Annotated in this window: 20 protein-coding genes and 1 pseudogene; 10 read left to right on the top strand and 11 right to left on the bottom strand. The window is 56.6% G+C overall.

Features of this window, described 5'->3' with window-relative positions; all coding sequences use genetic code 11:
• Positions 1–310 precede the first annotated feature (310 nt).
• The 3 genes from EDF70_RS26760 (at position 311) to EDF70_RS26750 (ending at position 1,940) form a co-directional block, all read left to right on the top strand.
• Positions 311–844: a YidB family protein gene (locus tag EDF70_RS26760; RefSeq protein WP_132280464.1), complete on the top strand. Its 534-nt coding sequence runs from the start codon at positions 311–313 to the stop codon at positions 842–844.
• Positions 845–940: 96 nt separating this feature from the next.
• Positions 941–1,378, top strand: coding sequence for a pyridoxamine 5'-phosphate oxidase family protein (locus EDF70_RS26755; RefSeq protein ID WP_132280461.1), 438 nt, complete (start codon positions 941–943; stop codon positions 1,376–1,378).
• 16 nt (positions 1,379–1,394) lie between these two features.
• The gene (locus EDF70_RS26750; RefSeq protein WP_245519382.1) at positions 1,395–1,940 is read left to right on the top strand and encodes a metallophosphoesterase family protein; all 546 of its coding nucleotides are present in this window, start codon (positions 1,395–1,397) and stop codon (positions 1,938–1,940) included.
• 47 nt (positions 1,941–1,987) lie between these two features.
• On the opposite strand, the gene EDF70_RS26745 is transcribed toward EDF70_RS26750, so the two are convergent.
• From EDF70_RS26745 to EDF70_RS26735, 4 genes are all read right to left on the bottom strand, one after another.
• Positions 1,988–2,908 (bottom strand): hypothetical protein, encoded by a 921-nt coding sequence (locus EDF70_RS26745; RefSeq protein WP_348639742.1) that lies wholly within the window; start codon positions 2,906–2,908, stop codon positions 1,988–1,990.
• Between the two features lie 162 nt (positions 2,909–3,070).
• Positions 3,071–3,391, bottom strand: a complete 321-nt coding sequence (locus EDF70_RS30755) for a hypothetical protein (RefSeq protein ID WP_348639741.1) — start codon at positions 3,389–3,391, stop codon at positions 3,071–3,073.
• A 14-nt stretch (positions 3,392–3,405) separates the two neighbouring features.
• A complete protein-coding gene (locus EDF70_RS26740; protein WP_132280318.1) occupies positions 3,406–4,476 on the bottom strand; it encodes a class I SAM-dependent methyltransferase in 1,071 nt (356 codons plus the stop codon).
• 186 nt (positions 4,477–4,662) lie between these two features.
• Positions 4,663–5,394 carry a LuxR family transcriptional regulator gene (locus tag EDF70_RS26735; RefSeq protein ID WP_132280315.1) on the bottom strand — a complete coding sequence of 244 codons (732 nt, stop codon included), beginning with the start codon at positions 5,392–5,394 and terminating at the stop codon, positions 4,663–4,665.
• Between the two features lie 47 nt (positions 5,395–5,441).
• On the opposite strand from EDF70_RS26735, the gene EDF70_RS26730 reads away from it, so the two are divergent.
• Positions 5,442–6,683 carry an MFS transporter gene (locus EDF70_RS26730; protein WP_132280312.1) on the top strand — a complete coding sequence of 414 codons (1,242 nt, stop codon included), beginning with the start codon at positions 5,442–5,444 and terminating at the stop codon, positions 6,681–6,683.
• 182 nt (positions 6,684–6,865) lie between these two features.
• Complete coding sequence (locus tag EDF70_RS26725; protein WP_132280309.1) at positions 6,866–7,132, top strand: WGR domain-containing protein; 267 nt, start codon at positions 6,866–6,868, stop codon at positions 7,130–7,132.
• Positions 7,133–7,301: 169 nt separating this feature from the next.
• Here the strand turns inward: EDF70_RS26725 and EDF70_RS26720 are convergent, their stop codons facing one another.
• Both EDF70_RS26720 and EDF70_RS26715 read right to left on the bottom strand, forming a co-directional pair.
• Positions 7,302–7,610 carry a DUF736 domain-containing protein gene (locus tag EDF70_RS26720; RefSeq protein WP_132280306.1) on the bottom strand — a complete coding sequence of 103 codons (309 nt, stop codon included), beginning with the start codon at positions 7,608–7,610 and terminating at the stop codon, positions 7,302–7,304.
• A gap of 617 nt (positions 7,611–8,227) precedes the next feature.
• The gene (locus EDF70_RS26715) at positions 8,228–8,833 is read right to left on the bottom strand and encodes a DnaJ domain-containing protein (protein WP_132280303.1); all 606 of its coding nucleotides are present in this window, start codon (positions 8,831–8,833) and stop codon (positions 8,228–8,230) included.
• A 450-nt stretch (positions 8,834–9,283) separates the two neighbouring features.
• Between EDF70_RS26715 and EDF70_RS26710 the strand changes: the two genes are divergently transcribed.
• Together EDF70_RS26710 and EDF70_RS26705 are read left to right on the top strand one after the other, a co-directional pair.
• On the top strand, positions 9,284–9,706 hold the full coding sequence (locus EDF70_RS26710) for a SyrB-like regulator (RefSeq protein ID WP_132280300.1): 423 nt from the start codon (positions 9,284–9,286) through the stop codon (positions 9,704–9,706).
• Positions 9,707–9,848: 142 nt separating this feature from the next.
• Positions 9,849–10,430 carry a hypothetical protein gene (locus tag EDF70_RS26705; RefSeq protein WP_132280297.1) on the top strand — a complete coding sequence of 194 codons (582 nt, stop codon included), beginning with the start codon at positions 9,849–9,851 and terminating at the stop codon, positions 10,428–10,430.
• Positions 10,431–10,955: 525 nt separating this feature from the next.
• Here the strand turns inward: EDF70_RS26705 and EDF70_RS30105 are convergent.
• The 3 genes from EDF70_RS30105 to EDF70_RS26695 all read right to left on the bottom strand — a co-directional run bounded on the left by EDF70_RS30105 (position 10,956) and on the right by EDF70_RS26695 (position 12,356).
• Positions 10,956–11,105 (bottom strand): hypothetical protein, encoded by a 150-nt coding sequence (locus EDF70_RS30105; RefSeq protein WP_165932153.1) that lies wholly within the window; start codon positions 11,103–11,105, stop codon positions 10,956–10,958.
• Between the two features lie 617 nt (positions 11,106–11,722).
• A complete protein-coding gene (locus tag EDF70_RS30480; RefSeq protein ID WP_245519381.1) occupies positions 11,723–11,932 on the bottom strand; it encodes a hypothetical protein in 210 nt (69 codons plus the stop codon).
• A 157-nt stretch (positions 11,933–12,089) separates the two neighbouring features.
• Entirely contained in the window at positions 12,090–12,356 is a 267-nt protein-coding gene (locus tag EDF70_RS26695; RefSeq protein ID WP_132280294.1) for a type II toxin-antitoxin system prevent-host-death family antitoxin, read from the bottom strand.
• A gap of 161 nt (positions 12,357–12,517) precedes the next feature.
• On the opposite strand from EDF70_RS26695, the pseudogene EDF70_RS26690 reads away from it, so the two are divergent.
• A pseudogene (locus EDF70_RS26690) lies at positions 12,518–12,754 on the top strand (2,4-dihydroxyhept-2-ene-1,7-dioic acid aldolase); the annotation flags it as partial.
• Positions 12,755–12,819: 65 nt separating this feature from the next.
• On the opposite strand, the gene EDF70_RS30100 reads toward EDF70_RS26690, so the two are convergent.
• A complete protein-coding gene (locus tag EDF70_RS30100; protein WP_165932152.1) occupies positions 12,820–12,996 on the bottom strand; it encodes a hypothetical protein in 177 nt (58 codons plus the stop codon).
• A gap of 83 nt (positions 12,997–13,079) precedes the next feature.
• Complete coding sequence (locus EDF70_RS26685) at positions 13,080–15,380, bottom strand: EAL domain-containing protein (protein WP_165932151.1); 2,301 nt, start codon at positions 15,378–15,380, stop codon at positions 13,080–13,082.
• A 193-nt stretch (positions 15,381–15,573) separates the two neighbouring features.
• On the opposite strand from EDF70_RS26685, the gene EDF70_RS26680 reads away from it, so the two are divergent.
• Together EDF70_RS26680 and EDF70_RS26675 are read left to right on the top strand one after the other, a co-directional pair.
• Positions 15,574–16,326, top strand: coding sequence for a transporter substrate-binding domain-containing protein (locus EDF70_RS26680; protein ID WP_245519390.1), 753 nt, complete (start codon positions 15,574–15,576; stop codon positions 16,324–16,326).
• Between the two features lie 128 nt (positions 16,327–16,454).
• The gene (locus EDF70_RS26675; protein ID WP_165932150.1) at positions 16,455–16,751 is read left to right on the top strand and encodes a BON domain-containing protein; all 297 of its coding nucleotides are present in this window, start codon (positions 16,455–16,457) and stop codon (positions 16,749–16,751) included.
• Positions 16,752–16,794: the final 43 nt, after the last annotated feature.

Below are 16,794 nucleotides of genomic sequence, written 5' to 3'. Positions count from 1 at the left end.
ACGGCGTTCTCGAGATCACCGGTCACGGAACACCGCACGCAGATTAAACGGTGGCAACTCAGTGTGCTCCGGTGTGCCTGTTTATGGATGAGACCGCGGTGGACAGGTAAAGGTGCTCGCCTGGCATTTCGTTGCCCGCAGCGAGAAATCGGAAAAACCGCTGCGTTCACCGTCTCCGTCATGTCCGATTGGCACACCACGGCCTCATCACACAAACACGCCACACCCGGCGCGCGTTCCTGATTTTCTCGGAACGTTCGTGAGATGCCATCGTTTGGATGATCACAAACACCGACATCAGGAGAGTGTCATGGTAAGTGGTCAATTGAAGGCATTGTTGGGCGTGCTCGCCGTCGCGGGCTATCAAAACCGCGACAAAATCGCCGAACTTTTGCGCGGACTGCAAAAATCCGAGCCGCAAGGAGCGGGGACCGGCGGCGCGCAAACGGGATCTGGACCATCGCCTCGCCAAAGCGGTGGCGGCCTGGATGATCTGCTCGGCAAGCTGACGGGCGCGAGCGGATCCGGCGGCCTGGGCGGCCTGCTCGGCGGGCTGACCTCCGGCGGCATCCTCAATGGAGGCCTGAGCGACCTTCTCAAGACGTTCCAGCAGAACGGGCAAGGGGCAAAAGCGGAATCATGGGTCCAGCCCGGCACCAACGAGGACATCAATACCGATCAGCTCGCACAGGCAATCGGTCCCGATGTCCTCGATGAGCTTGCCACAAAAACGGGTCTGTCACGCGACGAGATACTGTCGCGATTGAGCAAGGACCTTCCACGCACCGTGGATGAGCTGACACCGGACGGCAGGTTGCCTGACGACGACGCCAGATCTGTCTGAACGCTGACGGCATATTGCGGAAAATCTCGTGAACCCGGCAGATCCCCAATGAAAATGGGGGCGATTACCGTCGCCCCCCAAAAAAGCGAGGACGGCATGAGCAAAAAAACGATGGATGAAATCGCCGCGAAACTGAGGAAAATCGACTTCTGCATGATGTCGACGAAAGGCTTAACCCGAGAAATCTCCAACCGGCCGATGAGCAATAACGGTGATGTTGACTATGATGGTGACAGCTGGTTTTTCTCCTATGAGGACACGCGCAAGGTCGCTGACATCGGCCGCGATCCAGGCGTGACACTGTCGTTTGCCGAACCGCCGGGCCTCTTGGGCAAACCCGGCATCTTCATTTCCATTGAAGGCCAGGCGGAATTGATCCGCGACAAACCCAAATTTGCACATCACTGGATGAAAGCGCTCGATCGCTGGTTCCCGGATGGCCCCGAAACACCAGGGCTGGTTTTGATCAAAGTGCGAGCCGATCGCGTTCAGTACTGGGACGGCGAGGAAAACGGCACGATTGAGATGCGATGATTTCCGGGCTCTAGATATGATCTATTTCACAAGCGATACGCATTTCGGGGACAACCGTGTTCTGCGCATCGATCGTCGCCCGTTCTCATCGATCAAGGAACATGATGAAGCGCTGATTGCCAACTGGAATGACGTTGTCGGCCGCGACGACGACGTCTGGCATCTGGGTGATGTCCTGTCGCCGCGCGCCGGCGATTGCGACCTCTTGCTTGCCCGTCTCAACGGGCGCAAACATCTCATTATCGGCAACAACGATCCTCCAAGCACAACCAGCGCCCGGCAATGGTCAAGCGTTCAAAATTATACGGAGTTGCTTGTAGAGGGACGTCATCTGATACTGTGTCATTATGCTTTTCGGACGTGGAACCAGATGGGAAAGAAGTCGATCAATCTTCATGGTCATTCACACGGACGGTTGAAACCGCTGCCACGCCAGTTCGATGTGGGAGTCGATGCCCGCAACCTTCGCCCTGTCGCACTTCTGGATTTGACCGCCGCAAAAGCTGGTCGCGGCGCAACAGATAAAGTTGCGTCGCCCGCCGAAGCTGTCCCGGAGGAGTGATCGCGCCGCAATAGGAATCAAGCGTTTTATTGCGCTGACAGCTTTCATTACGCGAACCCCGACCACACCCATTCCAGAGAGGCCGGTCCGATTGTTCCGGAGTTCAAAGAACTGGACATGCTCCCCCAGATCGTATCGCCGGTAAAACTGGCCAGATCACCGCTCGCCAAGATCAGCGGCATCTCGGAATATGCTGCCAACAGGTTCTCGACTGTGGTCCAGCGCTCCATTTCGGGAAAGGCATCCGCATCGACCGGTCGCAGAACGCGATGTCCCCAGAGCGATGGCCCTTCATCTTTTCGTAGATCACCAAGCAAGGTGCGGTCACCCGATCGCGCAACAGCGATGGCGGCGAGGTAGCGCATAAGCGGTAAGTAAACGGTCTGGCGGCAGCCGCCGAGTGCGCGGATACCCGGCAGGATCGACAGGACGAGAAAGGCCATGAACATGTTCGGTAAAAGCAAACGCCGTCGTAGCGCCCTCGAAATGCTTGACGCCGAGAATTCCACGGAGACGCTTACGGAGCTAGCGCTTCGAAGGAGACCATCCTCAAGCCGTAAAGGCTGAATGCGGTCCCGACCGACATGCCAGAAGAAATCGGTGGTCGGCCGTATCCACCCGCGCCACGGCCCACAATTGAGGTCTTCGATCACCTGCAGCATATGCTTGGCGCCCCCATCTGCGAAGAACGCGGACGCGAGCCAGGAGGTGGGGGAATCAAGGTGGTCTGCAATCAGGTCGGCCAGGTCGAAATCGTCGAGTTGCAGGAGCTTTGCAGCCGACGAGAATTTCTGCTCCCATAGGACAATGTTTGCGGTTTTGAGTGCTTCGGCTGCGGTCGAAAAAGAGGACGATGGCAAATGTGCTAGAAGATCAGCCGCAGCGGCGTTCGGTGCGATCTGGCCCGCGGTATTCGTTAGGGCAAACCGAAATGGTCCATTGCTGCAGCAGATGCTGCTGCCGTCCATGCGGCTGCGCGCCAATCCGAAAACGTTGAGCGGCTCTCCGCCTATCCGCAGCCAGCCGGGTCCCTTCTTTGCGGATTCGTTGAATGACATGGTCGAGCCAGCATAAGCGACATGCCATTTCCTGGAATACGCGCGCAGCCCCAGCAGGCTGAACAGATGCGTTTAAAAGGCATCGGGCTCATACAACATCAGACAATGCGGCCCGGTCTGCACCACAGGTGATGCATATAATTCCTCCGCGGCCGCTTGCGCTTCCTGATGCTCAAAGCCAGCTCGCAGAGCCGCGCGGAGAACGGCATCCTGCAGCCGGTCCATGGCAAATGCTCTGGCAGCGCTGACCGGGCGACGACGCGCGGTCTGATAAACGAAGGCAGCATAGTCCCGGAGAGGCCGCGACCAGAAATCGGCAAGCGGCGGCATCAGTACGGTGAGGGCAGCGCGGACCTCTTCGGGCGTTGCGCATTTCGCCTCCGTATCGATCATGGTGCCCCCGGTTTTCATGATGCCAGCCGCGGACTGGCAGCGGCACCAGCTGTGAAATTCGGCCAGCGCCATGAAAGAGCGGTCGAGATCGGGTGTGCCTCAGTTTCATTCCAGACAGCGGGCAGGTCGGTGTGACTGAATGCCGGAGGGATTGCCGGTCTCAACAGGAGAAATATGAATTCAACAATGGCTGCGCGGGAATTGGAGGACACGATCGTATAGAAATTGCCGCTGTTCCAGGTCGCAACGGAATAGCGGAAAAAGCATTTGAGCGCGGCGATCGTGGTGTCCTTATCGACCTGCATGTCACTCATCGTGCCCAGCACTTCCTCCTTCTTGTCGGAAATCAGGATCGAAGAAAAATAACGCGACTTGAACAGTTCGTCTTTCTGTCGTTCGCGTGCCTGGTATTGCTCCGGATCCGGGTGCGCGAGTTTTTGCACCTGGACCAGAAGCCCGCCTGGCCTGATGCGCGGATAGACAAACTCAAGCTGCCGGATGCGATCGGCGTCGTACATCTGAAACGTGGTGTCCTCGAACAGGATGTCGAAGCCGTCGGCAAAGCGTCGAAGTTCGGGATCGCTTGCGTATCGATCGGCATCAAGGTCGAAGAATGGGCCATGATGAAAAAAGGCGTGATCGCTGGCGCGGTTCGCAAGAAAGGCTTGCTCGTTGGAGGCCGTCGGGCTGCAGCACAATGCCTCAATCCGGCCGGCGCCGAACAGCGCTAGCGTACGAGCAAGGCAGCCCGTGCCGGTGCCGAGCGTATAGATGCTCGCTGGCCGCCCCGTCTGGGCCCATGTCCCAAGCGCCGTGCGAAGGAGAGCCGGCCCCAACCGGCATTCCTCTTCCAGGCGGTAGGGAATGCTCGCGAAATAATGAAAATCGAAGGGACCCCAGAGACGCCTGTGCGTATCGGCAAAGACACGCGCTTCGAGATCGAAGTCGAGCAGGCCGAGATCGATATTTGGCTCAGCGAGATCAGGCGCGCCACCCTGGCCGGCAGCGGTCCGTTCAAAGAAAGCAGCGAAGTCGTTTAGACGCGGCGCGTTGCGCCACCGCTGCAAAAGCTCGGCATCGATCACGACATTTCTCCATCCAGCCTATGCGATTTTGCAGGTGGAAGCCGCCGGTTCACCGCGTCAGGCGGTGGCGGTCGGTCAGCAAACGCAGAGTTTGGATGTGATTTGAGACAGCAACAACCTGCCAATTTCGCCAGATTGACGGGTGTGGAAATGGACGCAGATTGACGGTGTCGCCGCCCGCGTCGCTCAGATCGAAATCAGTTCGAACAGGCTTGCCTTGGCGACAGCATGATAGGTCGTCGATGCGCCGAGCTTGCGCTTGGCAGACCGTAGATAAAGCCTGACCGCACTTTCTGACAGGCCGAGCGATGCCGCGATCTGTTTTGGCAGCCGGCCCGATGCGAGTGCTTCAAGGCACTGTTTCTCACGTGCAGAAAGACGGCGGACCGCTGAGCCAGCCTGGATGTCGACAACAGTCATGACCTTTTCGTGCATATAGTGGGAAAGGATCTGGAGATCATGGCTCAGTCCTTCACTGATTTTCGCCCAGGTTTGCGTCGGCAGATCGGACGAAACGGAAAACAGCGAGCGCTCGCCACCTGGTCCCCTGACCGGCACCGTCAGGCCACTCGTGCCGACATCGTGCAGGCGTGCTTCCTCGAAAAATTGATCGACAGCCGGCGAGTTCCTTTGGAAGCGGGACCAGTCCACCGACAGACGTGCCCAGCGGATACTGCCGACCACGGGATCTATCTTGAAATAGGAACGCGCAAGGTAGATATCCGTCCAGCATCGTGGATATGTCGTGCAGAAAAAGGGATAAAGTTTCGTGCCGACATTGGCGCGCACGATGAGGCATGTCGTGTGTTTCAGGCCGTAGATCGCGGAAACGTCGCGCAGTGCAGGCTCGAATCCGGTCGAATCTACGACCAGCCGCAGTCTTGCCAGAGACTTCGACAAACGCATGTTTCCTGCCATGCGAACTCTCCTTTTTCACAAAACACCCGCGACGGCAGTCATAGAAAATGCCGAGGCAATCCGACGAGCGTAACAACACGCCGGAGTACGCGACATTGAGGAATTTACGAAGATCCCTGGACGATGCGCTGCGCATGCCGCAGGCCGTCGTCTTCATCATTGCCGGCTCGTTCTTTGTTTCCGTGGCGCGCGCCACGAGCCTGACGTTTGTTGCAATCGTCATGTATCGCGATTTTGATATGGGATTGGCCGAAATCGGCCTGATCGTCGGCACGGGTCCATTGCTCGGGGCGGTTTGCGCTCCCATCGCCGGTACGTGGTCGGACACGATCGGACGGAAAGCGGTTGTTGCAGTTGTGCTGGGGATGCTTTCCTTGAGCATAACAGCCATGGGACTGGCGGGCGGGGCCTTGCTCTACGTCATCGCCTATACGATCGCGGCAATTTCGATCGCAGTGTTCGGCCCGATATCGAGGGCAATCATCAGCGATGCATCGCAGGAGCGGGATCGGCTCATCCACTATTCCTGGCGTTATACGGCATCGAACCTGGGATGGGCGATCGGTCCGATCATCAGTGTTGCCGCGGGCCCCGCGACGCTCACAGGCTTTCTGATCGCGGGGATGATCTTTGCGGTGCTGCTTTTCGTTCTCCTCCTCGTCAATATGCCGGTGCCCGATGAAACGCCCGTCGACATCACCGGCACCTCTCGGTTAGTCGCCATCATCTGGGACGCACTCAAGGACAGGCGCTTGCTCAGTCTGATCTGCGGCAGTGCGCTCGCGCTTTCGGTCTATAGTCACTGGTCTGCGACCATGGGTCCCTACCTCATGTCCACGACAGCAGACGGCCCACAAACATATGCGATCCTGATCTCGGCCAACGGTATTGTTGTGCTCCTGGCCAATCCGATCGTCCGGCGGATGATTGCGCGCATTGGGGGCCTGCCCGGACTGTTGGCAGGTTGTATCATGCTATGTGCAAGCCAGATCGGTTTCGCCATCTCGACCGCCTTGCCGGCTTTGATGGCGTCCATGGTTCTTCTGTCCATTGCCGAGGTTCTGGTCGTTCTCGCAGAATTTGTGCTGGTGGACACATTGGTTTCCGGTCCAAGAAGCGGCAGCTACTTCGGTGCGCATGCCATAAGCCATGCCGGAAACTTCTTTGGAGCGATCATCGGCGGTTTGACACTTGCAGCGTTTGGAGGTCCGGCAATGTTTTTGCTGTTCGACCTCATCGCTCTTGCGAGTGCGTTGATCTATTCGATTGCCTTCCGGACACTCCGCTGAGCAGAACAACGCGATCGGTTGACCTTATCCTGCGCTTGGCGTGTGAAGCCGACAAAAGTGCAGAGTGCATTTCGCATCGCCGGGGCCAAGTCCGCAAAAAACTTCACGCGAATGAATCGATGTCACCTGACCGATTCAAAAGTCTCGTTGGACCGCAGATTCGAGATGCGCGAATCTCGGCCATGATCACGCAACCCTACCGGATTTATATCGAGCGAACCGACCGACGGAAGAACATGGCGCGGTTTTATACCCTTGCCATTGAGCGCACGCTGTTCGGAGAAATCTGCCTGCGACGCCGCTGGGGTCGGATTGGAACGCAAGGGCAGGAACTGGCCCATTATTTCGTGAACGAAAAAGAAGCGGTGATCCTGTTTCTCGACCTGACACGCCTTAAGCGAAGCCGAGGGTATTCCCCTACGAAACGCGGATCAGCGCCTACGCACTGATCCCTACCCAAATATCAAACTTCATTGCCTACAACCTTAACCGTCGACCAACATCTCGCGCTCCGTTCATCGCGCCCAAGACTTTTCGAGCAGCGCGGATGCCGCCATCACCTTTTGCCAGCCTTTCAAAGCGGTTCGGCCCCACCTTGGGCAGGGCCGAGGGCCGGTGTCAGTCGCGACTTGGGCGGGACCAGATGAGCTGGAGGTCGTCTTCGCCTTCAACTTCCGTCAGCGTCGCATAGATCGGGGCCGGGAAGCTCGGATCGTCAAGCTTGAGAGAGAGGTAATCGCGACCTTCTCCGGACGTCTTCTGCCAGGTGGCGCCAAGCTCGACCGGGCCGGCGTAGACGCGGAACTGCGGTCCCTTTTCGGAAGGGTTTTCGACGCGGGCGATGCGTGCCTTGACGTGGAGAGCGAGTGTGCGGATCGAGCCGGTGAAGCCGTTCTTTTCAGAGGTGAATGTGCCGATGGTAGCCATTATCGTGGTTCCTTTTGCTGTATCTAGCCGCTCCATTGCGGCCTCGATAGCAGTCGAAAAGACTGGCAACGATCGGACCGCACCCAAAGGGCCGCAATGCAATGGAGGGCGGCAGGACAGGAGATTTGTTGGATGGAGCGGAGGGCGGCAAAGCTGTCCGGGGCAACAAATCTCGTGACTGCCGTTGCGGGAAGACGATCGAGGCAAAGCCGGTTGCCGGTCAGACCTGCCTCATCGAGCCCGCCTAAGGAGAACTAGCAAAAGCGGCAAAGGGACGCCGCAGGCTGGAAGTCGTTCATCTCAGGCGAAAACGCGGACCCAACACTACAGTCTGCTTCGCCAGATAACTAATTAGCCGCATTGGTCGCTGCCATCACGGCCCGAGCCGTACCACGATCAGTTATCATGCCGACCCGGCTTGCAATCACAGCCAAGGAAAAACCGGGCTGCAAGCTCGAGATGCCTACCATGCTGATGGCTGCTTTCCTTCGATCTCACAAGTGGCGTTGATGGAAGCCGAAGCAACCGGCCCGTCGACCAATTCTCTGCAGTTGGCTTGCCCGCATGACGCACCGTCGGCGCTCACACCAGAAGCCGCGCACTGCTTATCGACAAGGTCAGCAGAAACCGTTCAGTTTGAGGATCCTGTACGCCTCGATCGATGCCTGAAGTTGGCCCTCAGTGTCCCGCTCACCTTGGTTGGCGTCAGGATGATGCATCTTGAGCTTTTCCTTGTAGCGACGACGGATCTCGTCTGCACTTGCGTCTTCAGTCAGGCCCAGGATTTCGAAGGCGCGCGCTTCAAGCACTTTCAGCTTCCGTTTTTGGAGTTCAGCCTTCTGGGCCTGACGCTCCGCCGCACTCCTGCGCGCGTTCAATGACTTGGCCGAGCCTGAACGCTGCGTCGAGGGGAGGGGGATTTCCTCAGCTTCGCGCGCAACCTGTCCTTGCGTCGCGCGTGCCCCCGAGACCGCTTCCTTCTGATAGCGGGCGGTCTGGCCTTCGGATTGCCCCGTGGCACTGTACCCGGCATTGTAGAGCTTCACATGCTCAAGACAGAAAAGCAGATAAAGTCCTTCGGCATCGCGCCCGACCGGCGCACGATGCGTACCCGTCTTGCTGCATCCATCCCATTGGCATCGTGGACCTTTAACATCCAGCGCGGGGGCGGCTTTCTTGCGGATTGGCTTCAGGCCGACAAAGATTTTGGAATCAGAGCTCATGCCGCGTCATAAACCATACACCAGCATGGTTGTTCAAGTCCGTGACAAGAGCAGGACGCTAACGTCTCGAATGAGAGTTTCCAGCAACTCGACGGCATCCGCACGCAGCATTCTGACCGAACCATCGCGCCTCCTGCCAAGGCAAGAAATAAAATGCCTGCAGAAGGCACTCGTGCAGTCTCAGTAGAATCGAACGCAGGAGCAGTGAATGGTCCTTTTCGGGTAGCGGAAACAGCAGAACCGGAAACCTATGCAAACATGTCACCAGATAGGTTGGCGATCAAAGAATATTCGCAAATCGATCGCTTTTCCTAAGCACACGAAGCGGCATCCAATTGACCAAAAAGTATTAACCCCGCAAAAAGCATCTGGACATGTCGCATTGCCTTCACATGTTGACTCTGCGCGCATGTCCATCAATGAGAGGCCTGCCCAGCAAGGAGATTACTGATGGCTGATGAGATGAATACTGGCGTCAACGCCGAAACTGCTACGCCGGAACCTGCCACTCCCACGCCGGTCGCGAAAAAGACCCGTGGTCCGAATCGCAAAAAGCCTGCTGCCGAAGCGGTTACTACAACGACCACGGCGGATGCACCTGCCAAGAAGACCCGTGCAAAGCGCGGCGAAAAAGTCGCTGCAGCACAGCTGGTGAAGGCCGCCAAAGCCGAAAAGGCAACCAAGGCGCCGCGTGCCGCCGCCGTCACCAAGCCCGTCACAGCCGCCCCCGCACCAATTGTTGCTGCCCCTGTATCCGACGAGTTTTCCGACCTGCTGAAGCTCGAAGAAGAAAACAGGCTTCTTCGCAAGGAACTTGGCGACAAGTTGCGCGCCGAAAACACCGATCTCAAGAAGAAGCTCGGCAAGGTCTGATTTGCCCACTCGATCGCGGCCGTACATTCACGATCGGGACCGAACATTTGGCCGGACCTTTTCTGGAGGTCCGGCATTTATTGATACGGGAGCCATCCCGTCTTTAAACCGAGGTTGAAGTGCGATGAGAACACCGTGGAAAATGCTTGCGGACCTGGTGTCAGGAAAATCATCCAAGGACGAAACCGAGACTGAACCCAAGGCTAGTGCCGACGAGGCAACGCCGCCTGTAGCCGACGCGAACAAGATCGTGGCAAGCGCCGACGCCAGTCCTGCGGATGTCGAAGACGCTGTCGCCGCGTCGTCTGTACCGGAAATTGTTTCCGAACCCGATGTCGCCATGAACCCGGCAACAGTCGATGATGCCGGAACTGTAACGGCGACCACACCCGTCGATGAGCTGGTGCCCTTCGAGAAAAAGGCGGAGTTGGCTTCTCCGTTAAAAGCGAGCGAAGAGCCCGAGAAACCTGCGGCACGTCGGCGGGTCGTGAAAGCGCCATCACCTGTCAAAGCCAAGCGCCCTGTCGTCGCGCGGGAAGACGAAAAAATCACTCTTCCGGCTGTCGATCCGGTGCAAGAAGCGGCCACGGGCTTCAAGTCGCACTCGGATGAGATGGTCGACCTTGATCGAGACATCGAGGAGCTTCGCAAACAGCTTGCCGTAAAGCTGAAGCTCCAAAATGCGCATTTGCGCAAACTGATCGATCGGTACGTAAGCCGATAGTGCTACCCTTGTCAAATTCATCCGCCATATTCGTTGCAGCTATTATTTCTGGTTGCGCGATGTGGAAACTGCGATGGATCAACCGCATTGAAGTCAACGGGCTTGCAGCTCACGCGATCAGTATGAATTCCGGCAGAAGGCACGGCACTATTCCGTCGTCATGAATAGCATGTTAGGCTTCAGCTCCATGATGGAAAGGCGGTTTTGTGTATGGGCCTCGTGAGCATGATTTTAGAACTTCGGGAAGGCACCACTGCCCATCCTCAGACCGGGTCGGATGTCCCTTCGGCAGACGGCATTCAGACCAAGCCGTTTTCGGCAGACGAACGCAGCACTCAAGAGGCGATTTCGCTCAGGACATTCGCTCTGCGGCTCGACACCAAGAAACGGCGAAATCAGAAGCTTTTCAGGTAAGATCTCCTACAGCTGACTGTTGCCTGCCGATTGCTATAGTCAGCCTTGCGCTTCGAATACTTCCCGGATGTCTTCAGTTTGATTGCCGCCTTTCGACAAGGTAGCTCGGTATCATGTGGGCCGGACAGGTCTGAAATAAGGACTTGAAGCTCGGCCATGGCGATCGAGCTCAGCAATCAGCAGCCGAGGCTCGGCCGGATCCCACGTATTCGACAAGTCGGCGAGCAGTTCTTCAATCAGTGTTTCGAGTGAAATCGTCATCGTTCCGTTCTCCTTGAGTTTCGAAAGACGAGAGCCTGCAGCGCGTAAAGCGGACGGGGTCAGCGATCGCGCATGCGACCGGCAGAGCCGGGGAGTGGGGGAGCCGATATTGTTGGGCGGGTATCACCAGTCTCGCAAAATCGGGGGGACCGCGCATACTTGATGCCGGCTGCTTGCAGCGCTAAACTGGGAGTATCGGAGCAGACCCAACCTCTCCCTATCGCAAACTGGTCACCGAGATCATCACAGCGCGGATGCGCCGCCGGATCGAAAGACATCAGGTGAAGATCCGGGGCAAATAATGAAGAGTATCAGAGCTTTCAGCATAGCGACGCCCGGTACGGGCGTGAAATCGGGAATTCTCGACACGGTTTTGACCGGAACAGGGGCTGCCGCAGGAGCCTTAGCAAAGCGACGCGCAGCGGAAGGCGGGACCGACCGCCCCCGGCAAAACCGTTCCGTACAGACCCGCGATCAGCCCTATGGTTCTTTTCCGGAAGAATTGGGTCGCGAGTATCCATGAACGGCTCGATGCGTTTCAGGGTCTTGATAAATCAAAGCTGTCACCTCAGCGATGGAGGGCGACCTCGGAGAACGATTGATGTCGTGCATAGAATTCACGCAGAATCGGCAGGAAAAACGCCTTGCTGAACTGACCGATCGAGGCTCTGCTCGATATGGAAAGAGTTGCCAATCACGTCGCCGTTGAACTCACCCATGATGATCCAGACCTGAGGGTCAGTATCAAGACCGGCTCGACTTTTTTTGATTGCCGGTATCTCGAAAGCGAACCGGCTGCGCTCTGGCTGTTTCGTGGTGATAGGCAAGGGAAGAACAGTACCAGGTCTCCGTCAGCGCGGGCGATCCTCACTCCGACCGCGATGGGCCGCTCCTTGCGTCCCTCTGTCTCTCCCTTCCCGGCTTCCCGGTTCCAAAGATAAGGATAGCGAATGACGGCCGCGGTCTTTATGTCGTCGAACACGCTCAGCGCCCAACCTCGTCATCGTCAGCATATTGATCGACAGCGCGTTCCATTTCTGCGACCAGTCCATTAGACATGGTATTAATCGTCCAGACGGATCTGGCATCCGCGCGTCTCATCAACCGCTCGTAATCATCTATGTTCAAAATGACGAGGCGAGGTTTGCTGCGCTGAGTAATCGTCACAGGGTGGCGGAGCGCCTCGGCGATGATGTCCCTGGACTTCCGCAAAAGATCGCCCGTCGTGTAGGATCTGTTTCGGCTGGGCATCTCTTACTTCTTGTGGGTCGTCGACCGGTTCATACGATCATGATGCTGTAAAATCCGGCAATTACAGCAATGCTGTATTCATTGAGAAAATGACCCCGCCCTTTCAGGCGGGGCCGGCTTCTCAGTCTCGGTTCGGGCGGGACCAGATCAGCTGGTAGCCATCGCAGGACATGGGCTACCCGCCGGCTCCGCCATTCGGCGATCCGCGTCCGGATGTCGTCATGGGCAAGGTTGCAGTTGCGGTCGACAAGATTCGCGCTGCCGGAAAGATTCCCGGAACACTCGCCACGCTCGACGAGATCCCGCATTGGCGAGCCAAGGGTGTACAGTTCTTCTACGTCCATTCGGACCCGTTCCTGCGTCGTGGTCTCGCCGCTGTCAAAAGCGCGCTGGCCTGAGGCTGAGACCATGCTCTCCAGCCTATTCGATCTGTCGATTGCCATGCATTGGCGACCGGACCGTCTCAAGGCATCGGTCCCGCCGCGCGTGAGCTTAGATAACGTTCACGCTCGATATCGCGGGTGCCCTGAGAACGAACACATATGTAAACATAACGCGCATAGCCTTGTTCCGGCTCGTTGATGAGAGTCGTTTCAACGAACGGATCGAAATAAGCCAACTGAGTTGTCTTGATGATCATTGGTCATGGATTGTCACTTTCATTCATCGGCAATCAAACGGAGGTGCGGGCAGACCTTACTTTATGTTGACGTAAGTGGTGGATCAGCTTGCACTGGACCGCAAAGCGTGTTGCGGACAATCAGAATCGCCAATCATCAAATCGTCAGCGGCGACAGGCCGTGAGAACAGATAACCCTGCAAATCCGTGCAGCCGATGGCGATAAGAAAATCCCGTTGTCCTTGTGTCTCCACACCCTCCGCCGTCGTTTCCATGCCGAGGTTGCGGGCAAGGCTCGTGACCGCCGCAGCGATAGCTGCGCCATTGCTCTGCGTATCAAGGAGCCGCACAAAAGAGCGGTCGATCTTGATGCGGTCTATGCCGAAATGGATGAGATGGCTCAACGACGAATATCCCGTGCCGAAATCATCGAGCGCAATCTTTATCCCTGCGTTTCGCAGTCGCCCTAGGATTTCCTTGGCCTGCTGCGGATTGTCTACCAGCGCCGTTTCGGTCAGCTCCAATTCAAGACAGGATGATGGAAAGCCAGTTCGCTGCAACGTGGTCAGCACTCTGTCAGCGAAACCTTCATGCCTCAGCTGCATTGGAGAGATATTCACGGCGATCATTTTATCTTGGAGTTTCGTCAATCCGATCCGGCACGCCTGCTCAAGGATGTAATCGCCCAGCGGGGCTATCAACCCTGTACTTTCGGCAAGCGGTATAAACTTGTCCGGCGATAGGAGACCAAGCCGCGGGTGACGCCAACGAACAAGCGCTTCAGCGCCGGTAACATGGTGCTCCTCTCCAGCCCGATGGATCGTCTGAAAATGGACTTCGAGCGCGGAATGGTACAACGCGTCTGCCATGCGACCGGACAGAGAGGCAGCCTCGATCTGTGAAAGCTCTGTCCGCAATTCTTCGATCAGTCGCTCACGCTCACGTTGCCCCGTCTCGATCTCGGCGTCATAGACAACATGGCGGCCGCGTCCTTTCGCCTTTGCCTGATAGACGGCAACATCGGCCCGGCGAAGAAGTTCCTCCGGCAGACAATCATGATGGGTACTGAACGCAATGCCTATCGAGCAGCCGATATGCGCTGTCACCTCTCCCTGCCTCAAAGCGAAGGGGCGATCAATTGCCGAGACTATAGCTTCGAAAATACCGATCTGTGCGGCGAGCTCGTGTCGACGCACAGGAAGCAGGATTGCAAACTCGTCGCCACCCAGTCGTGCAAGAGTTCCGCGCCCGTCAAGAACCTCGTTCATGCGTTCTGCCGCCTTGATGATCAACTCATCGCCGGCGGCGTGACCGAAGGAGTCATTGACGGCCTTGAAGCGATCGAGGTCGATGAAGCCGACGACAATGCTGGCATCTGACAATGTCGATGTGAAACATTCTTTGAGCCGTCTGCTGAAAAGGTCGCGGTTCGGAAGATGTGTTAGGACGTCCTGTAGGGCGAGTTCCCTGGCGTGCTGCTCGCTACGATGCAGTTCCTTCCAGCTCCGATTAAGGCGTAACACCAGAAGCAAGAAAAGTCCGCCAATCACTGCGATGGCAGCGCAGAGGTATGGCGTGAGCCTCTCAATGACCTTGGAACCGGGAAGATCCGGAGACCAGATGATCACACCTATCGGATCACCATTTGCGCTCGCTTCTACCTGGAAGGCAACCTCCCCATCTTCAGCATCGGTAGTTCGAGCGTACCGTGCGCCCTTGAGCCCCATTTCGCGGCTAAGATCGTCAAGGATCGTTCCGTCCAGAAAGCGAAACCCAATAAGATAATGGGGGGCTCGCGGCGTTGGCATCCCGCCCGGTTCGCCTCTTTCGCCGTCGAAGATGACCGATGATATGGCGACGATGGATGCCCGACCTTCCAGGCGCAACATCTCGGCGCTGATCGATGGAGATAACTCCCCGCGTATCGCTGCCTGATATCGTCCGTCGCGCACCTTGCTGAAAAGATTGGCGAGGAGGGGCCTTACCCATTGGTAACGGCGCGCGATAGCAGGATCGCCGTCAGACAGAAGCTCACCATCGTCGTCGACAAGGAGCAACTGTTCGAAATCAAACACCTCCGTAACGGTTTCGCCGAACACCTGAGCCTCTCGGCGGTCGGCTCGGGCGCCGTCAGATGTATTGTCCGGAAGAAGAGAGGCATAGCCCGCAGCGACCATCGCCACGTCTCTGGCCATCTGATTGACTTGATCCGCGAGCTTGGCTGTGACCAGCGCCTTTTGGCGTTCGAGGGCCGCTACATCGCTCTCTGCGCCGGCCCAGATGGTTGCCAGTACGGCCAGCAAGGTTGCGGCAATGCCGATGGTAACTATCGGAACAAATATTAAGCGAGAGTTCCTGCGGCGAAAAAAGCTATTTGTTCTTGCGCCGGTGAGATGTTCAAGCACTTCCGCCCCCATATTTTGGGACAGAATTCAGCAAAAAGATTGCTAAACGCTTATAAAGGCGAATTTAAATTGCAATTCTCTCAATAACATAAATTAACATCTGTGTGGCTTAATGACTGCGCCGCAACGGGGTGGCTGGGGAGGAACGATGTATATCAGAGGTAAGTGGACGAGCCTTTTATTACGTTTCGCAATGGCACTTTCGGCATTGGGATCTCTCGGTACCGCAACATCCTACGGGCAAGAGGCGTCGATCAAAGTTGCCGTCGAAGGTATTTTTCCTCCATTCAACTACAGGGATTCCAACAATGTACTTCAGGGGTTTGATATTGATATCGCAAACGCGATCTGCACTGCAGCCCAGCTGAAATGTGAGCTAGTCGTTCAGGACTGGGACGGCATGATTCCCAATCTCCTGGCTGTCAAATACGACACGATTATATCGTCGATGTCCATGAGCGCGGAACGAAAGGAAAGGGTCAGATTTACTGCCCGTTATTATGACAGCCCTTCGGTATTTGTCGTTCAGAAAGCCTCTCCGCTGAAACGAATGCAGGCTGACGAACTGTTGGGCAAAAAGCTCGGTGTCACGTTCTCGACTGCCCAGGCCAGCTTCGCCAACGATCGCTACAGCAATATCGAGCGGGTCGTTTATCCTTCCTCGCCCGATCTCTACAAGGCGCTGGAAGCTGAGGAGGTCGATGTCATCCTTGAAGACAAGCTCGCGATCTATGATTGGCTGACGAACACCAAGGCGGGAAGCTGCTGCGAGTTCCGTGGTGACGACGTGAAAGACCCTAAATATTTCGGAGAAGGCGCAGGCATAGCTGTGCGACCGGATGACGCCGCACTTCTCCAGCGATTGGACCAGGCGCTTGCGAAAATCCAGGACGATGGGACCTATGACGGGATCAATGCGAAGTATTTTCCGTTCAGTATCCGCTAGGACTGCGCGCCTTCATCGTCGACGTGGCAATCTCAATGGGTAACCGTTCCCAGCCGGACTATCTATGGAACTTAAACGCCACCTAAATGTTCTATTCATCTGACGTTCATGTTCAGATGGAGTATCCGATGTTTCTCAACACTTTCAATGCTGGCGCTGCTTTCAGCTTTTCGCGCGAGCCAGGCACGTCTTGCGGCAAGCCGGCGATCGAGGCTGAATTGAGATATCTGGAAAACGTCGATTGCAGCGACGTTCGCGTCGAAGAAAGCGGCTCCTTCATCGTATTGGACGGTAGCGTTCCATCCAGCCGTGAGCTCGCGAAAATTGTGCGGCTCGCGAATGAGATCGCTGGCAGCGACAATATTATCTGTCAGATGATCGTGGTTCCGAGCAATAAGAGCGAAGTGCCATTCATGCTTGCCTGACGGCAGCTCAATAGTGATGGTGTAGGCAGCTGACCTGTTCCAG

The sequence above is a fragment of the Neorhizobium sp. JUb45 genome, assembly GCF_004343585.1.
Taxonomy (GTDB): domain Bacteria; phylum Pseudomonadota; class Alphaproteobacteria; order Rhizobiales; family Rhizobiaceae; genus Neorhizobium.
The sequence above is the reverse complement of the archived record's forward strand: the minus strand, read 5'-3'. Positions and strand labels throughout refer to the sequence as shown.

What these genes read in the sequence shown, in the direction of transcription:
- EDF70_RS26760 (WP_132280464.1), top strand. Translation starts at nt 311, where the DNA reads ATGGTAAGTGGTCAATTGAAGGCATTGTTGGGCGTGCTCGCCGTCGCG.
- EDF70_RS30100 (WP_165932152.1), bottom strand. Translation starts at nt 12,996, where the DNA reads ATGATCATCAAGACAACTCAGTTGGCTTATTTCGATCCGTTCGTTGAA.
- EDF70_RS26745 (WP_348639742.1), bottom strand. Translation starts at nt 2,908, where the DNA reads ATGGACGGCAGCAGCATCTGCTGCAGCAATGGACCATTTCGGTTTGCC.
- EDF70_RS26680 (WP_245519390.1), top strand. Translation starts at nt 15,574, where the DNA reads ATGGCACTTTCGGCATTGGGATCTCTCGGTACCGCAACATCCTACGGG.
- EDF70_RS26705 (WP_132280297.1), top strand. Translation starts at nt 9,849, where the DNA reads ATGCTTGCGGACCTGGTGTCAGGAAAATCATCCAAGGACGAAACCGAG.
- EDF70_RS26750 (WP_245519382.1), top strand. Translation starts at nt 1,395, where the DNA reads ATGATCTATTTCACAAGCGATACGCATTTCGGGGACAACCGTGTTCTG.
- EDF70_RS26695 (WP_132280294.1), bottom strand. Translation starts at nt 12,356, where the DNA reads ATGCCCAGCCGAAACAGATCCTACACGACGGGCGATCTTTTGCGGAAG.
- EDF70_RS26710 (WP_132280300.1), top strand. Translation starts at nt 9,284, where the DNA reads ATGGCTGATGAGATGAATACTGGCGTCAACGCCGAAACTGCTACGCCG.
- EDF70_RS30755 (WP_348639741.1), bottom strand. Translation starts at nt 3,391, where the DNA reads ATGATCGATACGGAGGCGAAATGCGCAACGCCCGAAGAGGTCCGCGCT.
- EDF70_RS26675 (WP_165932150.1), top strand. Translation starts at nt 16,455, where the DNA reads ATGTTTCTCAACACTTTCAATGCTGGCGCTGCTTTCAGCTTTTCGCGC.
- EDF70_RS26720 (WP_132280306.1), bottom strand. Translation starts at nt 7,610, where the DNA reads ATGGCTACCATCGGCACATTCACCTCTGAAAAGAACGGCTTCACCGGC.
- EDF70_RS26715 (WP_132280303.1), bottom strand. Translation starts at nt 8,833, where the DNA reads ATGAGCTCTGATTCCAAAATCTTTGTCGGCCTGAAGCCAATCCGCAAG.
- EDF70_RS26755 (WP_132280461.1), top strand. Translation starts at nt 941, where the DNA reads ATGAGCAAAAAAACGATGGATGAAATCGCCGCGAAACTGAGGAAAATC.
- EDF70_RS26730 (WP_132280312.1), top strand. Translation starts at nt 5,442, where the DNA reads ATGCCGAGGCAATCCGACGAGCGTAACAACACGCCGGAGTACGCGACA.
- EDF70_RS26735 (WP_132280315.1), bottom strand. Translation starts at nt 5,394, where the DNA reads ATGGCAGGAAACATGCGTTTGTCGAAGTCTCTGGCAAGACTGCGGCTG.
- EDF70_RS30105 (WP_165932153.1), bottom strand. Translation starts at nt 11,105, where the DNA reads ATGACGATTTCACTCGAAACACTGATTGAAGAACTGCTCGCCGACTTG.
- EDF70_RS26725 (WP_132280309.1), top strand. Translation starts at nt 6,866, where the DNA reads ATGATCACGCAACCCTACCGGATTTATATCGAGCGAACCGACCGACGG.